The following is an 18,460-nucleotide window of genomic DNA, read 5'->3' as shown; positions in this document are numbered from 1 at the left end:
AACGAAAATCAATTTAGTATCCTGATGAACAATAAAAAAGTTATGCTCCTCATTCTTGATGGATGGGGATACGGAAAACAAGACAGTTCTGACGCTGCTTATGCAGCAAACACTCCATTTTTTGATTCCTTACTTCAAAAGTATCCAAATTCAAAGCTTGAAGCATCTGGCGAGGCCGTAGGCCTTCCGGCAGGACAAATGGGAAATTCTGAAGTTGGCCACATGAACCTGGGTGCAGGAAGAGTGGTTTACCAGGAATTGGGACGCATCAATAAAGCGATCAGTGACGGATCAATTAAAAGCAACAAAACACTGGTTGATGCATTTGACTATGCGAAGACAAACAATAAAGCAGTCCATTTCATCGGACTGGTATCTGATGGTGGTGTGCATGCCCATATCAATCACCTGAAAGGTTTATGTGATGCGGCAAATGAGCAGGGACTAAAGGATGTATTCGTACATGCCTTTCTGGATGGCAGGGATACCGATCCCAATTCAGGATTAGGATTCATCAAAGACCTGGATCAGCACCTGAAATCTTCTACCGGTAAAATTGCCAGCCTGGTTGGCCGTTATTATGCGATGGACAGGGATTCCCGTTGGGAACGTGTAAAACAAGCTTATGATGTCATGACAAATGGCATCGGAGAACATACACCTGATCCTGTTGCCGCTATCGAAAGGTCATATGCTGAGGGCATTACCGATGAATTCCTGAAACCTGTTGTGGTAACCGGTACTGATGGTCAGCCTGTAGCCACTATCCAGCCGGATGATGTGGTGATCTGTTTCAATTACAGGACAGACCGCGGACGCGAAATCACTGCAGCACTTACCCAAAATGATTATCCGGATTTCGGAATGCACAAGTTGCCGTTATATTATGTAACGATGACCACCTATGATGAGAACTTTGAAAAGGTGAATGTGATTTTCACTAAAGATGACCTTACAGAAACCCTGGGAGAAATTTTAGAGAGAAACAGCAAAAACCAGATCCGTATTGCAGAAACGGAGAAATATCCACACGTTACCTTCTTCTTTTCCGGCGGAAGAGAACAGGAATTTACCAATGAAAAAAGAATCATGGTACCTTCCCCTAAAGTGGCAACATATGACCTGCAACCTGAGATGAGTGCACAGGGAATCACCGATGCCATTACCAAAGAACTGGAATCGGGTTGGGCAGACTTTATCTGCCTGAACTTTGCCAATCCTGATATGGTGGGTCATACCGGTGTTTTTGATGCCGTAGTTAAAGCTGTAGAGACAGCAGACCGCTGTGCAGAAGCTGTAGTGACCAAAGGACTGGAAAATGGTTATGCCTTTATCATTCTTGCAGATCACGGCAATTCAGAATTTATGGTGAACGGTGATGGTTCTGTAAATACTGCACATACCACGAACCTGGTTCCATGTATCCTGGTAGGTACAGACTATACGGCCATTGCAGATGGAAAACTGGGTGATGTTGCACCGACAATCCTGAAGTTAATGGGCATTGAAAAACCAGCAATCATGACAGGTAACTACCTGGTATAATATCATACGAGGGGAATCCTGCCCAACAATATAAAAGCATTTGCTGTTTCTTTCTATGGAAAGCACAGTAAATGCTTTTCCATATCCCCTATACGGCTTCTTAGCCCATAAAACAATGCATTACTGATGAAGAAAAACACCTTATTGTTATCGCTGCCTTTATTTTTGCTGGCTTGCCAATCGAAAGATGCTCCAGCAGATCATCAGACAGCGCGACATTATTTTGATTTAAAGGGTTACATCTCTAAAGAAGCCAGCCGTTTAAATGAAAAACATCCATCGGTCTCCAAAGCCGTCATGGTCAACCAAACTGCAGAAAGCAAAAAAGTGACGATCGCAGACTGGAATAAAGAGCTGTCTGCTTTCTCTGATGCAGATATCAACAAATCAGCCTGGCAGGGCGTCTTCAAAGTGACAAGAACAAATAATCAGGATCTTTATACCTCCGACAATGAAAAAGTTCCTGTACAGTCGCTGTTGATTCAGCACAGCAATGGCCATGTGAAACAGATCCGGATTTTAATCCGCAACAGTAATTTATTATACAGTTCAAATGATACCCTCTCCTATTATCCGGACAGTTTATATGAAATCAGGAAAACGCAGCGCATCAAACTCCTGAATGAGAAAAAATACCGGATTACCGGTAAATTCTAATGATTCGCTGATCAGGGCCGCCTGTTTGCCCGCAAATGACCATAAAAAAAGCCGTAGAATGTGATCCTGCGGCTTTTTTTATGGTTTTATATTTTTATCTCAGGCTTGAAATCTGTGCTTTCACATAATCGATCAGCGAAATAATGTCTTTGCGCAGGGGTTGTACGGTCAATACCTTCTGAAAATCAGCGATTGAATTGTTAAATAAGGCTACACAAGCTTCTTTATCTGCTTTTTTCTTAATCTTATAAGATTTATAAATAGCATAATCCTTATAAGCCAAACCACGGTTCTGAAGAAGCTGCGTATCCTCTTCCCCATTAATTTCTATCGCTTTGCTGAAATCTTTAATGGAGGAAAGATAAAAGTTCTCACGCATCTGATTTAAGGACTCCTTAGGGTCGTTGGCTACATTTTGCCTTGCTTTTCCCCTGTAGTAGTAAGCAGAATAATCCGCCGGTTTCAGGACAATCAGACGACTGTATGTTTCTATGGAATTTTCGAAATCGCCGCATTGAAAATAAGAATAACCCAGCATTTTAAGTACATTAGGACTATTGGGCGTTTTGGCATCTGCCTTTTCCAGTTGCACAACAGCACCTTTATAATCGCCCTTCATCATGGCCTGCATACCCAGTTTATCATAACTTCCACTTTGTGCAAAGCCAGTATGAGCAGAAATAACCAGTAATAGGACAAGCGTCTTTTTAATGTAGTTCATCAATTTTTTTTTAATAAAGAATAAAGATATAAAATGAAAGGTATTTGCCAGTATTTTATATACAATTTAAAGATATTCAATGGTAACGTTTATTCAATTGAAATATGATACATGAGGTAAAGAATATTTATATTCCTGCCTTTTTAACAGTCAAATTCCCATATTTGCGGTTTGGCACAAGAGTTGAAAATACGCTTGCATATATATAATTATTATTTTATAAACGGCAGACTGTCACATTGTCGTTTTTTTATCTTAGAAAGGCCCTATTTAATGAGTATAAAAGATCAATTCGATTTTGGCAATGCATTACCCATCATAAATGAAGATACTGAGTTTTTTCCACTGATGTCACAACAAGATGAGGATGAAATGAATAATGAAGAAACCCCAGAAGTTTTAGCTATTCTTCCATTGAGGAACACGGTGCTTTTCCCTGGCGTTGTTATTCCTATTACGGTAGGAAGGGATAAATCGATCAAATTAATAAAAGAAGCCTATAAAGGTGATAAAATTATAGGGGTAGTCTCTCAAACAGATGTTTCTATTGAAGACCCGACATTCGACCAGCTGAATAAAGTAGGTACTGTGGCCCATATTATCAAAATGCTGCAGATGCCGGATGGCAATACCACGGTAATTATACAGGGTAAACAACGTTTCCGCCTGCTGGAAGAAGTACAGTCAGAGCCTTATATCAAAGTGACGATTACCAAATTCAATGAAGCCAAACATAAAAGCGACAAGGAATTCAAAGCACTGGTTGCCTCGATAAGGGAAATGTCTTCACAGATTATCCAGCTCTCCCCTAACATTCCAAGCGAAGCAGGACTGGCCCTGAAAAATATTGAAAGTACCTCTTTTCTGATCAATTTCATCTCTTCTAATATGAATGCAGATGTACTTGACAAGCAGAAAATGCTGGAAATGGATAATCTTCGCGAAAGGGCCATGATGGTGATGGAACTGTTGACCCTGGAACTTCAGATGCTGGAATTAAAAAACCAGATCCAATCTAAAGTAAGAGTGGACCTGGATAAACAGCAGCGGGATTATTTTCTTAACCAGCAACTCAAAACCATCCAGGAAGAACTTGGCGGTAACTCGTCAGACATGGAATATGAAGCACTGGAAACCCGTGCAAAAAAGAAAAAATGGTCGGTACAGGTAAAGGAATTCTTTCATAAGGAACTGGAAAAATTAGGCAGGATGAACCCTGCTGCGCCAGATTATTCGGTGCAGATCAACTATCTGGAACTGCTGCTTGACCTTCCCTGGAATGATTTCACAAAGGATAATTTCGATCTGAAACGTGCCCAGAGAGTATTGGACAAGGATCACTTTGGACTGGAAAAGGTGAAACAGCGTATCATTGAATATTTAGCAGTATTGAAGCTGAAACGTGATATGAAAGCGCCTATTATCTGCCTTGTAGGCCCTCCGGGAGTAGGAAAAACCTCATTGGGTAAGTCTATTGCCAAAGCTTTAAACCGTAAATATGTGCGTATGGCTTTGGGAGGCATCAGGGATGAGGCAGAAATTCGCGGCCATAGAAAGACCTATATCGGCGCTATGCCGGGACGGATTATCCAGTCCATCAAGAAAGCTGGTGCCGCAAACCCGGTTTTTGTACTGGATGAAATTGATAAAGTAGGTTCAGATTTCAGGGGAGACCCTTCTTCTGCTTTACTGGAAGTATTGGATCCGGAGCAGAATAATGCATTCAATGACCATTATGTGGAGACAGATTATGACCTTTCCAATGTGTTGTTTATTGCTACAGCCAATTCTTTAAGCACCATTCAGCCGGCATTGCTCGACCGTATGGAGATTATCGAAGTGAATGGTTACACCATCGAGGAAAAAATAGAAATCGCCAAAAAGTACCTTTTACCTAAACAAAAGGAAGTTCATGGGATCAAGACAAAGGATATTGTATTGAAAACCAACCTGATTGAAAAGGTAATTGAAGATTATACCCGTGAATCGGGAGTACGCGGACTGGAGAAGAAAATTGGCTCACTGGTTCGTGGTGTGGCCACTAAAATAGCCATGGAAGAAAGCTATGATCCGGCTTTAAACCTTGAGGATGTAGAACGTATCCTGGGTGCGCCGATCTATGATAAAGATCTTTACGAAGGAAATGAGGTAGCTGGTGTAGTCACCGGTCTTGCCTGGACCCAGGTAGGAGGTGATATCTTATTTATCGAAGCCAGCTTAAGCCCGGGTAAAGGTAAACTCACCCTGACCGGTAACCTTGGTGATGTGATGAAAGAATCGGCAATCATTGCCCTTGCCTACCTTCGTGCACATGCTGCCTTGTTCGGTATAGCGAATGAATTATTCGATTTATGGGATATCCATGTTCACGTTCCTGCCGGTGCAACACCAAAAGACGGCCCATCAGCTGGAATTACCATGTTAACAGCACTTACTTCAGCATTTACCCAGCGTAAAGTGAAATCTAACCTGGCGATGACAGGCGAAATCACACTTCGTGGAAAAGTGCTTCCTGTGGGTGGGATTAAAGAGAAGATCCTGGCAGCCAAAAGGGCAAATATCAAGGATATCATTTTATGCAAGTCTAACCGTAAGGATATTCTTGAGATCAAGGAAAGTTATATCAAGGATATGAATTTCCATTACGTAACTGATATGCAGGAAGTGGTTGAGCTGGCACTGACAAAAGATAAAGTTAAAAATCCCCAGGATTTATCAATCAAGATCAAAGCTGCAGCAAACTAATTGCACAGCAGTTTTTTTAATAATATATTTAGAGCTCCGGTTTTCCGGGGCTTTTTTAATACCATAATCCGCTTAAATACATATAAAATGATAAATGCAAGGTCTCTTTTTTTTGTTCCCCTGTTGTTCCTGGTTTCCCTGGTAAATGCACAGACCTTTAAGAATGAGTTTGGTTTCAGAAGTGACAATGATTCCTACCTTGGCCAGGGATCTGACCGTTATTATACGAATGGCCTGTTTATCAATTTCCGGCATGCGGCAGACCAGCAAAAGCTGAAAGAAGGACTGGAAAAGAAAACTTATGAAATTGTGGTGGGACAGAAAATGTTCAACCCTTATTCCGGTGATGCACCTGATCCGGCGACACAAGACCGTCCGTTCGCAGGATACCTGTACGCTGAAGGTGCAATGAACTGGTTTTACAGCAATGAAAGTATACTTAAAACAAGTGTCCAGATAGGTACTACCGGACCCAATTCACTGGCAGAAGACGGGCAGCGGGTGTTGCATGATACCTTTGGCTTCTATGAAATCCAGGGATGGGATTACCAGATAAAAAATGAACTTGCGCTTAACCTTGCCGCACAATACACCAGACTGCTGGCCCGTGTTGCCGATAACCAGGTGGAATTGTCACTGGAGGGCTATGCGAACCTGGGAACAACCTTTAGCGGGGCCGGTGCCGGGGTATTGTTCAGAACAGGAAGCCTGAATCAATTGTTTAATTCCTCCTATACCAATGCGGTGATAGGCAACCATGCAAAAACAACAGCACTGGTAAAAAGAGAATTCTATTTTTATGCAAAACCACAATTAAATGTGGTGGCCTATGATGCGACGATTCAGGGCAGCATGTTTAAACACAACAGCCCTGTCACATTTGACCAGAAACCATTGGTATTTGCCCAGCAACTGGGTGTCAATTACAGTTCACAACGTTTTACGGTAGACTTTGGAATGATCTTCAAGACCAAAGAACTGAAAAGCACAGCCAGGGCCCATCAGTATGGCTCCATCAGTATGGCTTACCGGTTCAATTAAGCGGCAAAACCGGCCTCAAACCGGTTAATCGTGGAACCGGGGTTTCTTCCTGCTTTCTTTTTTGACAGAGAGTGATTGTTTATCACTCTTTCGTTTCAGGATGACGGAACGCGGTGTTTTGGTCGGCTTCCTGATTTTATCCACATGTAAAGAGGATTTCAACAGGGCGATCAGCTTTTCTACTGTACGTTCCTTGTTCGCCAGTTGACTGCGGTCTTCCTGGGAAACGATATGCAGGTTCCCCTCCAGGTCAATCCGATGGGCCAACCTGGTGGTTAAAAGGGCGATTTCTTCAGCGGTAAAGATGCCGGAACCTGCGATATTCAGGATCAATTCCACTTTACTGGATACCTTATTCACATTTTGGCCACCCTTTCCCCCGCTTCTTGAGGTTTTAAATAAAACGCTTTTCAGTAAATCTTCTTTATCAGGTATCATGCAACAAAAATAGTAACTTTGCCCGCATATGAGAAAAAATCTGGTTGTCGCTATAGATGGATATTCATCATGTGGCAAGAGCACATTAGCAAAAGCACTCGCAAAGACTTTAGGCTTCATCTATATTGACAGCGGGGCAATGTACAGGGCAGTGACGTTATATTTCATCCGCCACCATATTGACATGACCGATCCGATGGCTGTAAAAGATGGATTACAACACATCGAATTAAACTTTCATTCACGGGATTATGAGTCGCATATTACCCTTAATGGAGAAGAAGTATCTGAAGAAATCAGGCAAATGCCCGTTTCCCAAAATGTGAGCGAGGTTTCAGCACATAAGTTTGTACGTACTGAAATGGTAAAACAACAGCAACGCATGGGAAAATCAAAAAATATAGTCATGGATGGCCGCGATATCGGTACCACAGTATTCCCGGATGCCACCGTAAAGTTTTTCATGACTGCCGATCCCAAAGTGAGGGCAGAACGCAGGTTTAAAGAGCTACAGAGCAAGGGAGATACCAGCACTTCCCTCGAAGAGGTATTTGAAAACCTTGCACACCGCGATTATGCCGATACCACACGTGTGGAAAGTCCTTTGGTCCGTGCGGAAGATGCGATTATATTGGACAATACAGATATTACCCCGGAAGAACAGCTGGCCTTTGCATTGGACAAGGTGAATGCACATGTTCCTGCTTAAGCCATCGCTGCACCCTAACTGAAAACAGACAAAGGGTAGTCCGATGAGGACTACCCTTTGTCTGTTTCAAAAGTATTGGTATCGAGAGGTGATTAAATTATCATTATTGGGCGCCGTTATTGTCCCACCAGATCAATCCCACAGTCACTTCATCATTCCCTTGTTGATCTGTTTCAGCACCATTGGTCTGACGTTCAGATTCTGGATACATTAACCGCAATGGTCTTGCTGTAGGAACAGGGGCAAGCAATGAATTTGGTATGGCAGGATAACCTGTCCTTCTGTAATCATTCCATGCTTCTAAACCACTGATGCTGTTTAGTGAAAGCCATTTTTGGGTAATGATCGATTCAGACACATTGCTTGACCCGGTCAGGTTTACACCTGCCTGTGCTGCATAAGTAGTCGCCTGTTCCGGAGTAAGTCCAATATATTTAAATGATTCGGCAATGGCCTGATCATAAAATGTTTTTGCCGTTCCTGTGATCCATCCAAGATGTGCCGCCTCTGCCTGTAAGAACAGACTCTCAAATGAGCTTAGCAATACTGAAGGCTGATTAAAGCTTTTGAATAAACCTGCCGGCTGGTTACCATTCTCTGACGGACCTCTGAAGGCAGATGTATTCACTGCGTTGTACTGGTCCTCAACAATTGGATTACCAAAAAGGACGCCTTTATATTCCGTACCTACATTCACATAGATTTTCGCCATTCTCGGATCGTTGTAAGACTTGTATTTATCCAGGATGTATACTGTGGGACGAAGGCTGATATGACTCGTTGTCTGTCCGCCAATATTACGGTAATAAGTTTCCCAATATGGGTTCATCTTACCAGTAGTGTTCAGGTAACCCGGATTGGCATAAGCATTTTCATTTACGCCTAAAAAGCCGCTTCCTTCCTGTGTGATCTTCTGGATTTCCGCACTGATATACGCTTCATTGCCATTCACTTCACTCTGGTGGATCAGTGCCCTTAATTTCAGGGTATTTCCAAATTTAGCCCATTGTACCTTATTTCCTGCAAAAATAATATCAGCAGTACCCGGCGCATCGGCTGCTCCGGCTGCTTTGATCTCATTGATCCCTTCGGTGATCATGTTAATCGATTTCTCATAAACCGTTTTACCGTTTTCATATCTTGGAGAGATGTATTGTGTACCCTGCAGAGCTTCGTCAAAAGGTACATTGTTATACAGATCTACCAGTTGTATAAAATGCCTTCCCTGCATAATCTTTGCAATACCACTGTAAAACAGGGAACCTTCCTGTTGTGCCTGTACCTTTATCAATTGATAATAAAGTAAGGTATTGTAACTTCCCTCCCAGATCTGGATTCCGTCACGTGTACCACGGATACCCACACCATTGTATGTTTTTTCATTGGTAAACTGCGCAGTTGCCTCGCTGGTGGTCCCCCAGTAACCTGACCATAAAGAAGTCAGGGGATTGATGAGTTTTGTTTCCTGACTTACCGTACTCATTAATGCGCCCGGAAGTTTAACACTTAAGGCCAGGTTTTCACTTACCGGTGAATTCGGGTTATCATTAACATCCAGAAATTTCTCGCAGGAGGCCAGCGTGAACATTCCGGCTGCCAGTGCGAATATTTTTATAGAATTTTTCATCAGCTTATATTTTTTTAAAGGTGATGAAGCGATCATAAGCATTCTCATTACTATTTGTAAGCGGTAGACGTATGATCGATTCATCTGTATATGATTTGTCTTTTAAGTCTTTATTTTGTCCAATAAACTTTTCAGGCTGCCTTATGGGCTACTGAAAAATCTGTTAGAACGTTACATTGATATTAAAACCATACGTCCTTGAAGGTGGAATCTGTCTGAAACTCAGGTAACCATCCGTCTGGTTGTATAGCGATTCAGGATCTCCATAGGTATTATCTTTATGCCTGATGATGAACAGGTTTGTTCCTACGAAACCTATGGTCGCCTGACGGATTACCTTTTGTCCTTTTAACAAAGACTGAGGTAAAGAATAACTGATGTTCAGTTCCCTTAATTTAAAGAAGTCGGATTTGGCAGCAGTATTGCGCTGTACAGTACCCTGGGCTGCCCAGAAAGCCCTGTCGCCTTTAGAGAGCACAGTTGTATTTTCAACATATACTGGATTTTCAGCCGTGCCGGTATTGATCACTGAATTCGGGAAGATAAAAGGCTGACGGTTGTATTCCACTGTTGCCGGGTGTGTACCTGCGGTATACATTCTGGGTACCACTTCAGAATATAACCATCCGCCCAAACGGGAGTCAAACTGTGCACCGATACTGATCCCTTTGTATTCGAACAGGGTACTCAATCCCATTTGGTAAGGTGGAACCATTGTTCCAAGATCCGTTCTGTCTGCCACAGTAGTGGTATTCCCTGCTGAGTTGACAATCACCCTTCCCTGGGGGTCTCTTGCATAATCACTCACCCTTAACAAGGGATAAGACTGTCCAAGCACTGCATACGCTTGTCTGAACATCCTGAATTCGTCAAGATTGTTGAACAATGTTTTCACCTTGTTATTGATGTAGGTAAAGTTCGCGCCAACATTCCAACGGAAATCCTTTTTGCGGATAATGTCACCATTCAGGCTTAATTCGATAATAGAATTGGTTAACCTTCCTGAATTTACAATTGAGTTGTTATACCCTGTAGCACTTGAAGTCAGCGCCTCAAAAATCTGTCCGTCAGAATCTGAATAAACATACGCACCTTCAAAGTTTAAACGGTTGTTGAAAAAGCTCAGCTGAACACCCGCTTCATAGGACTTCACAAATTCAGGTTCAATATTGGCATTCGGATTAATCAGGCTGGGTGTAAAACCTACCAGTGAACCATATGGGAAACCATTGATCTGGCTGTAAGCATTATTTAAGGTATAGGGATCAAGCGTTACGTTTCCTGTTTTATTATAGGAAGCGAAGATCTTTCCGTAGGAAAGGATTTTGTTGTCTTTTAATCCTTTAATCGCTTCACTGAATACAAATGAAGTACTTACTCCAGGATAAAAATACGACCTGTTTTCTTTACTCAGGACAGAAACATGGTCATTACGCCCCGTAAAAGTCAGGAAGAGATAGTTGTTATAGCCTGCGGTAAACTCTCCGTAAGTACCCAATGATCTGTATTTAATAATCGAAGCACCACCGCCAAGCTCTCCCGTCCTTGTTCCCGGATTGAACAGATCAGGTAATAATAGATTTGAACTGGAAACGTTAACTGTTTTGGTATCATCCAGACGCATATTCTGTCCGAGGATCAAACGTGTGCTGAACTTTCCGAACTTCTTGTTAAAGTTCAGGATCAGGTCATTGTTCAGTCTCCTGAAATTATTGCTGCCATCAGTTAATGAACCATTGACATTTCTGTTTCCAGAAGTAGAGGCCAGTTTATTGGTTGTTGTCCGTGTTTCATCAGTGGTACTGAATAAACCTACACGGTATAAAGCACTGAACCATGAAGTAAAGGCATAGTCCAGTTCCACTTTCCCATTGAATGTTTGCTGCTCAGACATGTTTCTGTTGTTATCCATCAAAAAGAATGGATTTTTGGCAGCTGTTGCGTCAGTATAATAATTCAGCGGATGGGCTGCAGAATTTGGGTCTTCCCAGTTTCTTAAACTAGTCAGGTCAAGGTTGGCTGGCTGGTTATAGGTATTGTACCAGGGCCCGTCAGGTGTAGTATTTCTTTTATTGTATACATAGTTGAAGTTATAAGACGTATTCAGCTTTCCGAATTTTCTGGAACCGTTAAACCTCACACCAGTCCTAGCACTTTTATCACCAGGAATAACGCCCTGGATATTTACCTGTTGTGCTGACAGAAAATAGGTCGATTTATCATCACCACCGGAAAATGAAACATCATTTTGCAAGGTTACGCCCGTGTCAAACATATCCAGGCGGTTATCTTTGGACGGAGCAGCATACAATGCCGTTGGCTGTGTGCCATCTGGTAAAGGAAGTCCCAAATCTTTTGTGGTACCGTCAAATTCAGGTCCCCATGATTCATACTGTGTTGCCGAGTATATACCATTCTGCCCCTGGCCAAAACGGGTTTGGGCCGGCGGCAGCAGGTAAACATTAGAGAAGGTAGTCGTATTAGAGAACCGCACTACTCCCCTGCCGCTGCTTCCTTTTTTAGTCGTTACCATTAAAGCACCGTTTACCCCTTCAGAACCATACAAAGCGGCAGCATTTGCCCCCTTTAAGACGGTAATACTTTCAATGTCATTGGGATTTAACCTGCCGATATCAGGTACAGGTACACCATCTACTACATATATAGGATTGTTCTTCGCATCATTAAAAGAGCGTGAACCCCTTAAACGGATCTGAACCAGCCCTTCAGTTTTACCCGTGGTGGCATCATTCATGTTGATCCTTAATCCGGCAACCTTACTGGTTAAACCGAACAGCGGATTAACTGTTTTACCCTGGTTCAGGTTTTCAGAAGAAACCACCTGTGCTGAAGTTCCCAGCTCCCTGGCCTGGCGTTTAATTCCCAGTGCACCGGTGACCACAACTTCGGATAACTGTTTAACAGATGATTCAAGAAATACATTCAGGATCTTTGCATTGCCGTCAACTGTAATTTCTACGGGCTCATAACCTGTAAAAGAGATGATTAAGACATCTCCTGTTTTCGCTCCGATAGCGAAACTTCCGTCACTGTTGGTTGAAACAACTTCCCTCGTATCTTTTTTCATCACCGTAGCTCCCGGTAATGTCGTTCCGCTTTGGTCCATCACCCTGCCTTTCATCGCCCCCCTCTGGGCAAAGGCAATGGTGTTAATGAATAGCAATAATAAAATAATTGTAAGTTTTTTGTTCATATGGGTATTATTTTACTGATTTAATTTAGAAGTAGTCTTAATAATCTTACTTTCGTGGCAAAGATATAAGCAGTGTATGACGTTAAAAGGAGAAGAAATAACGGTAAAAGGAGAATTTCAGGAAAACATTTTCAACTTCAACAAACAAATAACATTCTGTTATTCAAGAGGATGTAACGCATTTCATTCCAAAAAAGCATCCCATACGCTGTATGAGGATTCTAATCTTCCCCTATTTCAGATGGTATTTACCCTAAAGGGAAATGTTAGTTTTTCGCATGAAGGAGACAAAAAACCGTTTTCTACCATTCCCAGTCAGCAACATAACATGATTCTGCTCTACCCGGAAAAGCTTAACCCAAAGTTTTCTGAAGAGGAACAGAATGAAGTGATATACATTACGTTTAGCCCGTCTTTCCTGTTCCGGTATTTACCTCCTGAACATCCGGCTTATACTGATTTCCATTCAGCCCTTGAAAACGGATTACCTGGTGTGTTTGCAGGACAAAATATGCATCTGACACCGGAAATCAGTGCAATTTTGAACAGCATAGATAATTCTCCGCACACCGGTTTCTGTGAAAGGCTTTTTATGGAATCTAAAGTGATAGAATTACTTATGCTCCAGATCTCGCAGTTAAAATTCTCACAAAGAAACAGCCTGGTTAACCAGCTTAAACGGGATGCGCTGGAACGGATGTACCAGGTAAGGGAAATCCTGCTGAGTAATATGGATAGCCAATTGCCCCTGAGAACACTGGCACATATGGTAGGCACGAATGAGTTTAACCTTAAAAAGCACTTTAAGGCTGCATTCGGTACTACAGTTTACGGCTACCTGATCCAGCATAAGATGGAGAAGGCAAAGGCGATGCTGCTGGAAGGAGAAGCAAAGGTGGCGGAAGTGTCGCTTAAGATGGGCTATAAACATGCAACCCATTTTACCAGTGCCTTCAAAAAGTATTTTGGCTATCTGCCTACTAAAATCAAGATGTTAGTCCTTTTTGCTGATCCTGAAGTTTTTCTGCTGTTTTCAGAGAATTTCTTTTTCCTGGAGAGCTAAATAAATCGGGATGAAGGGCTATTGATTTTAGAATATTCCGGGTCATTTCACCCAATATGTTCACAATCAACAACATTTATAAAAAAATACTTTCATTAAAAATATTAATTTCTATCTTTGCAGTCCCTCAAGGGAAAAAGGAGATTAAATGATTAATGGCAAAAAAACAAGTAGCAGAAAAAGAATTATTGGCTAAAAAAGCCGAATTACAAGGTGCAGACGCTCGTCTGACTGAAAGAGAAACTATTGAGTCTGAAGCAGATTCAGTATCGATCGAAGAGATCAAATCATCATTAGCAACACCAGATCAGGACTTTGACTGGGATGCAGACGACAAAGCTTTCGGAAATTACTCTGACGAAGACCGTAAAAAGTTTGAAGACATGTATACCGATACTTTCAATCAAATCAACCAGGGTGAAATCATTAGCGGTATTGTTGTTTCAATCAACAACAAAGATGTGGTATTAAACGTAGGATTTAAATCTGACGGTTTGGTATCTACTTCTGAATTCCGTGATACACCTGATTTGAAAATCGGCGATACAGTTGATGTATTCGTTGAAGCACCAGAAGATGCAAATGGTCAGTTGATCTTATCTCGTAAAAGAGCTAAAACTCAAAGATCATGGGAATCTATCAATGAAGCTCTTGATAACGACAGAATCATCAACGGATTTGTTAAAAGCCGTACTAAAGGTGGTCTTATTGTTGACATCATGGGTGTTGAAGCATTCTTACCAGGTTCACAGATTGACATCAAACCGATCCGTGATTACGATGTTTATGTAGGTAAAACAATGGAATTCAAAGTTGTTAAAATCAACCACGAATTCAAAAACGTTGTAGTATCACACAAAATCTTAATCGAAGACGATTTAGAAAGTCAAAAAGTTGAAATCGTATCTAAACTTGAAAAAGGACAGGTACTGGAAGGAACTGTTAAAAACATTACTGACTTCGGAGTATTTATCGATTTAGGTGGAGTTGATGGTTTATTACACATCACTGATATTTCTTGGGGCCGCATAGAGCATCCAAAAGAAGTATTGAGCTTAGACGAGAAAATCAATGTTGTTGTTCTTGACTTTGATGACGAGAAAAAACGTATTGCATTAGGATTGAAACAATTAACTCCACACCCTTGGGAAAGTTTAGATACTAACCTTGTTGTTGGATCTAAAGTTAAAGGTAAAATCGTTACTGTTGCAGATTACGGAGCATTCTTAGAAATCATTCCTGGTGTTGAAGGTTTAATCCACGTATCAGAAATGTCTTGGTCTCAGAACTTACGCAGTCCACAGGAATTCCTGAAAGTTAATGACGAAATCGAAGCTGAAGTATTGACATTAGACCGCGATGAGCGTAAAATGAGCTTAGGTATCAAACAATTAACTCAAGATCCTTGGCAAAATGTTGCTGCAAGATATCCTATCGGAAGCAAACATACTGCAGTAGTTAAAAACATGACTAACTTCGGTGTATTTGTTGAAATTGAAGAAGGTATTGATGGTTTAATCCATATCTCTGATCTTTCATGGTCTAAAAAAGTTAACCACCCTAACGAATTCACTAAAGTTGGTGATACATTAGACGTAGTTGTTTTAGAATTAGACGTTGATAGCCGCAAATTAAGCTTAGGTCACAAACAATTGGAAGAAAACCCTTGGGATACTTTTGAAACTATCTTCACGTTAGATTCAATCCACCAGGGTACAGTTGTTAAAGTAACTGATAAAGGTGCTGTTATTGCTTTACCATATGGTGTAGAAGGATTCGTTCCAACTAAACACATGGCTAAAGAAGATGGTTCTGTAATCAAAGCTGAAGAAACCAATGACTTCAAAATCATTGAGTTTAACAAAGATGCTAAACGTATCGTTGTTTCTCATGCCCGTATCTGGGAAGAGGCTAAAGCTGAAGTTGCTGCTGAAGAAAGAGCGACTAAGAAAAAAGATGCTAAAGCTTCAAGCAATGCAGTTAAAAAAGTTAAAGATTCAGTTGAGAAATCAACACTTGGCGATCTAGGCGTTCTTGCTCAGTTAAAAGAGCAAATGGAAGGCGAAGAAAGCAAAAACAAAGGTAAATAATCTTTAAAAAGCTATATTTATTAAAGCATCCTCTTTGGGGGATGCTTTTTTGTTTACAGGTTTTTTTGGTGAAGGTTTTTAAGGCTGCTCCTGCTTCGCTCGAAAAGAGAAAAACGATGTTCTGGCTGGAATATTTGCCCTTCGGGCAAACAGTCCTAGGCCATCACATTCGCTTTCCTCTTTTCTTCTAAATTGTCCTGTAGCAGGGCGTAGAACCGGAGTTAATTGCAGGTTATTTATATGGACTGTCTTTTTCCATTTCATCTATTGCAGGAGGTAGAACCGGAGTTGATTGCAGGTTATCTATCCAGAATATCTTTTCCATTTCATATATTACAGGAGTAGAACCAGAGTTGATTGCAGGCTATCTATTCAGAATATCTTTTCCATTTCATTTATTGCAGAAGGTAGAACCGGGTTAATCACCGCATACTATTGTTAAAGGAATTTGGATTTTAAGGCCGGTGTCGGTACCATACAACTTTCCTCTTTCCCCCAGATCCGGTATCTCCTATCCGCGATCTGCTGGTATATCCAATCCCTAATGGGTACGGGAATAATGATGAATCCATAGAGCAGTGGCCATGCACCATTCAAGCGACGTGCAATCCTTAGCGCTGCAGTGGATCTGTTGTAAAGTTTTCCATTTTCCAGCAGCAGAATAGTGCTGAGCATTTTCAGGTCAGTCTGAAACGGATGCAAATGAGGAATAGCAGCCTCACTCTGAAGCGCTGCAAAACGGAATAAATCCTGATCATCACGTTTAATGATAAACCGGACCGATCCGGTACAGAGGTTACAAACGCCATCAAAAAATATTATTGGATGCTGCATACTCAAAGTTAGGCATTTACCTGTATGCTGTAATTAAATTAGCATTTTAGCAGAAATTAATTCAGATTGCAGGTTCATAATTACAAAGATTTTTTATATTTGCCTAATCAATTTGTCAATGCAAAAAAGAACCCTGCTAGACGGTAAAAAATTCCAAATCACAATTAAGAGACTTTGTCATCAATTAATTGAGAATCACACCGATTTTTCCAATACTGTACTGATTGGCATCCAGCCAAGAGGAAGTTATTTCGCAGACCGGGTACGCCAGGAACTCTCTGAAATCTTAAAAATTAATACGATCAAAAAGGGAAATTTAGATATTACCTTTTTCCGTGATGATTTTAGAAGAAAAGATGGTTTCGTATCTGCAAGCAGCAACTCCATAGATTTTATTGTGGAAGGAACAAATGTTGTCCTTTTTGATGACGTGCTGTGGACAGGACGTACCATCAGGGCAGCACTCGATGCCCTGCAAAGTTTCGGGCGACCGGCAAAAGTAGAGCTGATGGTGCTCATCGACAGGAGGTTCTCAAGGCATGTACCTATTGAACCGGATTATATCGGACAACAGGTAGACAGTATGGATTCCCAATTGGTAAAAGTAACCTGGAAGGAAACCGAGGGCGAAGACAAAGTGATCTTATTATCAGAAAGAAATAAATAAAAAATGGCAGCAGACAAACTATCAACACGACATCTTTTAGGAATCAAAGATATTAACCTGAATGATATTGAATTGATTTTCGAAACTGCCGATAATTTCAAGGACCTGATCAACAGGCCCATCAGAAAAACAGCAGCGCTTCGTGATATTACCATAGCGAATATCTTCTTCGAGAATTCTACCCGTACCAAATTATCATTTGAACTTGCACAGAAAAGACTTTCCGCAGATGTGATCAATTTTGCAGCTTCTTCTTCTTCCGTAAGTAAAGGAGAAACATTAATTGATACCGTCAACAATATCCTTTCTATGAAAGTAGATATGGTCGTGATGCGCCACCCCTATGCAGGTGCCGGTGTGTTTCTAAGCAAACATATCAATGCAAGGATCATCAATGCCGGAGACGGTGCACATGAACACCCTACACAGGCACTTTTGGATGCGTACTCGATCAGGGAAAGACTCGGTGATGTCAGGGGTAAAAAAGTGGTTATCGTAGGTGATATCCTTCATTCCCGCGTAGCGATCTCCAATATTTTATGTCTCCAGAAGTTGGGTGCAGAAGTCATGGTTTGCGGACCAACAACCCTTATTCCAAAACATATTGCCAGCCTGGGTGTAAAGGTAGAACATGACCTGATCAAAGCTTTGAACTGGTGCGACGTGGCCAATATGCTCCGTATACAGCTGGAAAGACAGGATATTAAATACTTTCCTTCCCTGCGTGAATATGCAATGATGTATGGCCTGAATAAACAAATCCTGGATAACCTCGATAAAGAGATTGTAGTCATGCACCCCGGCCCTATTAACAGGGGCGTGGAGATTACCAGCGATGTGGCAGATAGCAAGCAATCGATCATTTTGGACCAAGTGGAAAATGGTGTGGCCATTAGGATGGCAGTCATATTCCTGCTCGCTGCTCAAAGAGATTAATATCTGCCTCTTTGAGGTATACCATTCTTACTATCTTTGCGTTAAATCAGTTGTTATTAACATTTGTTAATTTCTTATGTCAATAAGAGAGATTACTATTTTTATATTAGTAGCGACCATATTTGAAACCTAATGCAATCCGAATATATCTCCGCCACTAGGGTACAGGAGAT

The 18,460-nt window shown here is 41.4% G+C and carries 14 protein-coding genes; 9 read left to right on the top strand and 5 right to left on the bottom strand.

Annotation, left to right across the window (positions count from 1 at the left end):
• The first annotated feature begins 24 nt into the window (after positions 1-24).
• Positions 25-1,545, top strand: coding sequence for a 2,3-bisphosphoglycerate-independent phosphoglycerate mutase (gene gpmI, locus ACSBL2_RS04310; RefSeq protein WP_442590434.1), 1,521 nt, complete (start codon positions 25-27; stop codon positions 1,543-1,545).
• Between the two features lie 126 nt (positions 1,546-1,671).
• Positions 1,672-2,202, top strand: coding sequence for a hypothetical protein (locus ACSBL2_RS04305; protein WP_442590433.1), 531 nt, complete (start codon positions 1,672-1,674; stop codon positions 2,200-2,202).
• A gap of 94 nt (positions 2,203-2,296) precedes the next feature.
• On the opposite strand, the gene ACSBL2_RS04300 is transcribed toward ACSBL2_RS04305, so the two are convergent.
• Positions 2,297-2,923 (bottom strand): tetratricopeptide repeat protein, encoded by a 627-nt coding sequence (locus ACSBL2_RS04300; RefSeq protein WP_442590432.1) that lies wholly within the window; start codon positions 2,921-2,923, stop codon positions 2,297-2,299.
• A 273-nt stretch (positions 2,924-3,196) separates the two neighbouring features.
• Here ACSBL2_RS04300 and lon point away from each other — a divergent pair, with 273 nt between their 5' ends.
• Positions 3,197-5,668, top strand: a complete 2,472-nt coding sequence (gene lon / locus ACSBL2_RS04295; RefSeq protein WP_442590431.1) for an endopeptidase La — start codon at positions 3,197-3,199, stop codon at positions 5,666-5,668.
• Positions 5,669-5,755: 87 nt separating this feature from the next.
• Entirely contained in the window at positions 5,756-6,709 is a 954-nt protein-coding gene (locus ACSBL2_RS04290; RefSeq protein WP_442590430.1) for a lipid A deacylase LpxR family protein, read from the top strand.
• Between the two features lie 24 nt (positions 6,710-6,733).
• Here the strand turns inward: ACSBL2_RS04290 and ACSBL2_RS04285 are convergent, their stop codons facing one another.
• Positions 6,734-7,147: a peptide chain release factor-like protein gene (locus ACSBL2_RS04285; RefSeq protein ID WP_442590429.1), complete on the bottom strand. Its 414-nt coding sequence runs from the start codon at positions 7,145-7,147 to the stop codon at positions 6,734-6,736.
• A gap of 28 nt (positions 7,148-7,175) precedes the next feature.
• Here ACSBL2_RS04285 and cmk point away from each other — a divergent pair, with 28 nt between their 5' ends.
• A complete protein-coding gene (gene cmk, locus ACSBL2_RS04280; RefSeq protein ID WP_442590428.1) occupies positions 7,176-7,856 on the top strand; it encodes a (d)CMP kinase in 681 nt (226 codons plus the stop codon).
• A 103-nt stretch (positions 7,857-7,959) separates the two neighbouring features.
• Here the strand turns inward: cmk and ACSBL2_RS04275 are convergent, their stop codons facing one another.
• Both ACSBL2_RS04275 and ACSBL2_RS04270 read right to left on the bottom strand, forming a co-directional pair.
• The gene (locus ACSBL2_RS04275; protein ID WP_442590427.1) at positions 7,960-9,483 is read right to left on the bottom strand and encodes a SusD/RagB family nutrient-binding outer membrane lipoprotein; all 1,524 of its coding nucleotides are present in this window, start codon (positions 9,481-9,483) and stop codon (positions 7,960-7,962) included.
• 163 nt (positions 9,484-9,646) lie between these two features.
• Positions 9,647-12,697: a SusC/RagA family TonB-linked outer membrane protein gene (locus tag ACSBL2_RS04270; RefSeq protein WP_442590426.1), complete on the bottom strand. Its 3,051-nt coding sequence runs from the start codon at positions 12,695-12,697 to the stop codon at positions 9,647-9,649.
• Positions 12,698-12,773: 76 nt separating this feature from the next.
• Between ACSBL2_RS04270 and ACSBL2_RS04265 the strand changes: the two genes are divergently transcribed.
• Positions 12,774-13,760: a helix-turn-helix transcriptional regulator gene (locus ACSBL2_RS04265; protein WP_442590425.1), complete on the top strand. Its 987-nt coding sequence runs from the start codon at positions 12,774-12,776 to the stop codon at positions 13,758-13,760.
• Positions 13,761-13,915: 155 nt separating this feature from the next.
• Positions 13,916-15,850: a 30S ribosomal protein S1 gene (rpsA, locus tag ACSBL2_RS04260; protein WP_442590424.1), complete on the top strand. Its 1,935-nt coding sequence runs from the start codon at positions 13,916-13,918 to the stop codon at positions 15,848-15,850.
• Between the two features lie 438 nt (positions 15,851-16,288).
• Here rpsA and ACSBL2_RS04255 read toward each other — a convergent pair whose 3' ends face one another.
• Positions 16,289-16,684, bottom strand: a complete 396-nt coding sequence (locus ACSBL2_RS04255; RefSeq protein WP_442590423.1) for a thiol-disulfide oxidoreductase DCC family protein — start codon at positions 16,682-16,684, stop codon at positions 16,289-16,291.
• Between the two features lie 118 nt (positions 16,685-16,802).
• On the opposite strand from ACSBL2_RS04255, the gene pyrR reads away from it, so the two are divergent.
• The gene (gene pyrR / locus ACSBL2_RS04250; protein WP_442590422.1) at positions 16,803-17,351 is read left to right on the top strand and encodes a bifunctional pyr operon transcriptional regulator/uracil phosphoribosyltransferase PyrR; all 549 of its coding nucleotides are present in this window, start codon (positions 16,803-16,805) and stop codon (positions 17,349-17,351) included.
• Positions 17,352-17,354: 3 nt separating this feature from the next.
• Positions 17,355-18,287 carry an aspartate carbamoyltransferase catalytic subunit gene (locus tag ACSBL2_RS04245; protein WP_442590421.1) on the top strand — a complete coding sequence of 311 codons (933 nt, stop codon included), beginning with the start codon at positions 17,355-17,357 and terminating at the stop codon, positions 18,285-18,287.
• The last annotated feature ends 173 nt before the right edge of the window (positions 18,288-18,460 follow it).

The sequence above is a fragment of the Pedobacter sp. AW31-3R genome (genome assembly GCF_052180285.1).
GTDB lineage: Bacteria > Bacteroidota > Bacteroidia > Sphingobacteriales > Sphingobacteriaceae > Pedobacter.
This window is presented reverse-complemented; position numbering and strand designations above follow the sequence as displayed.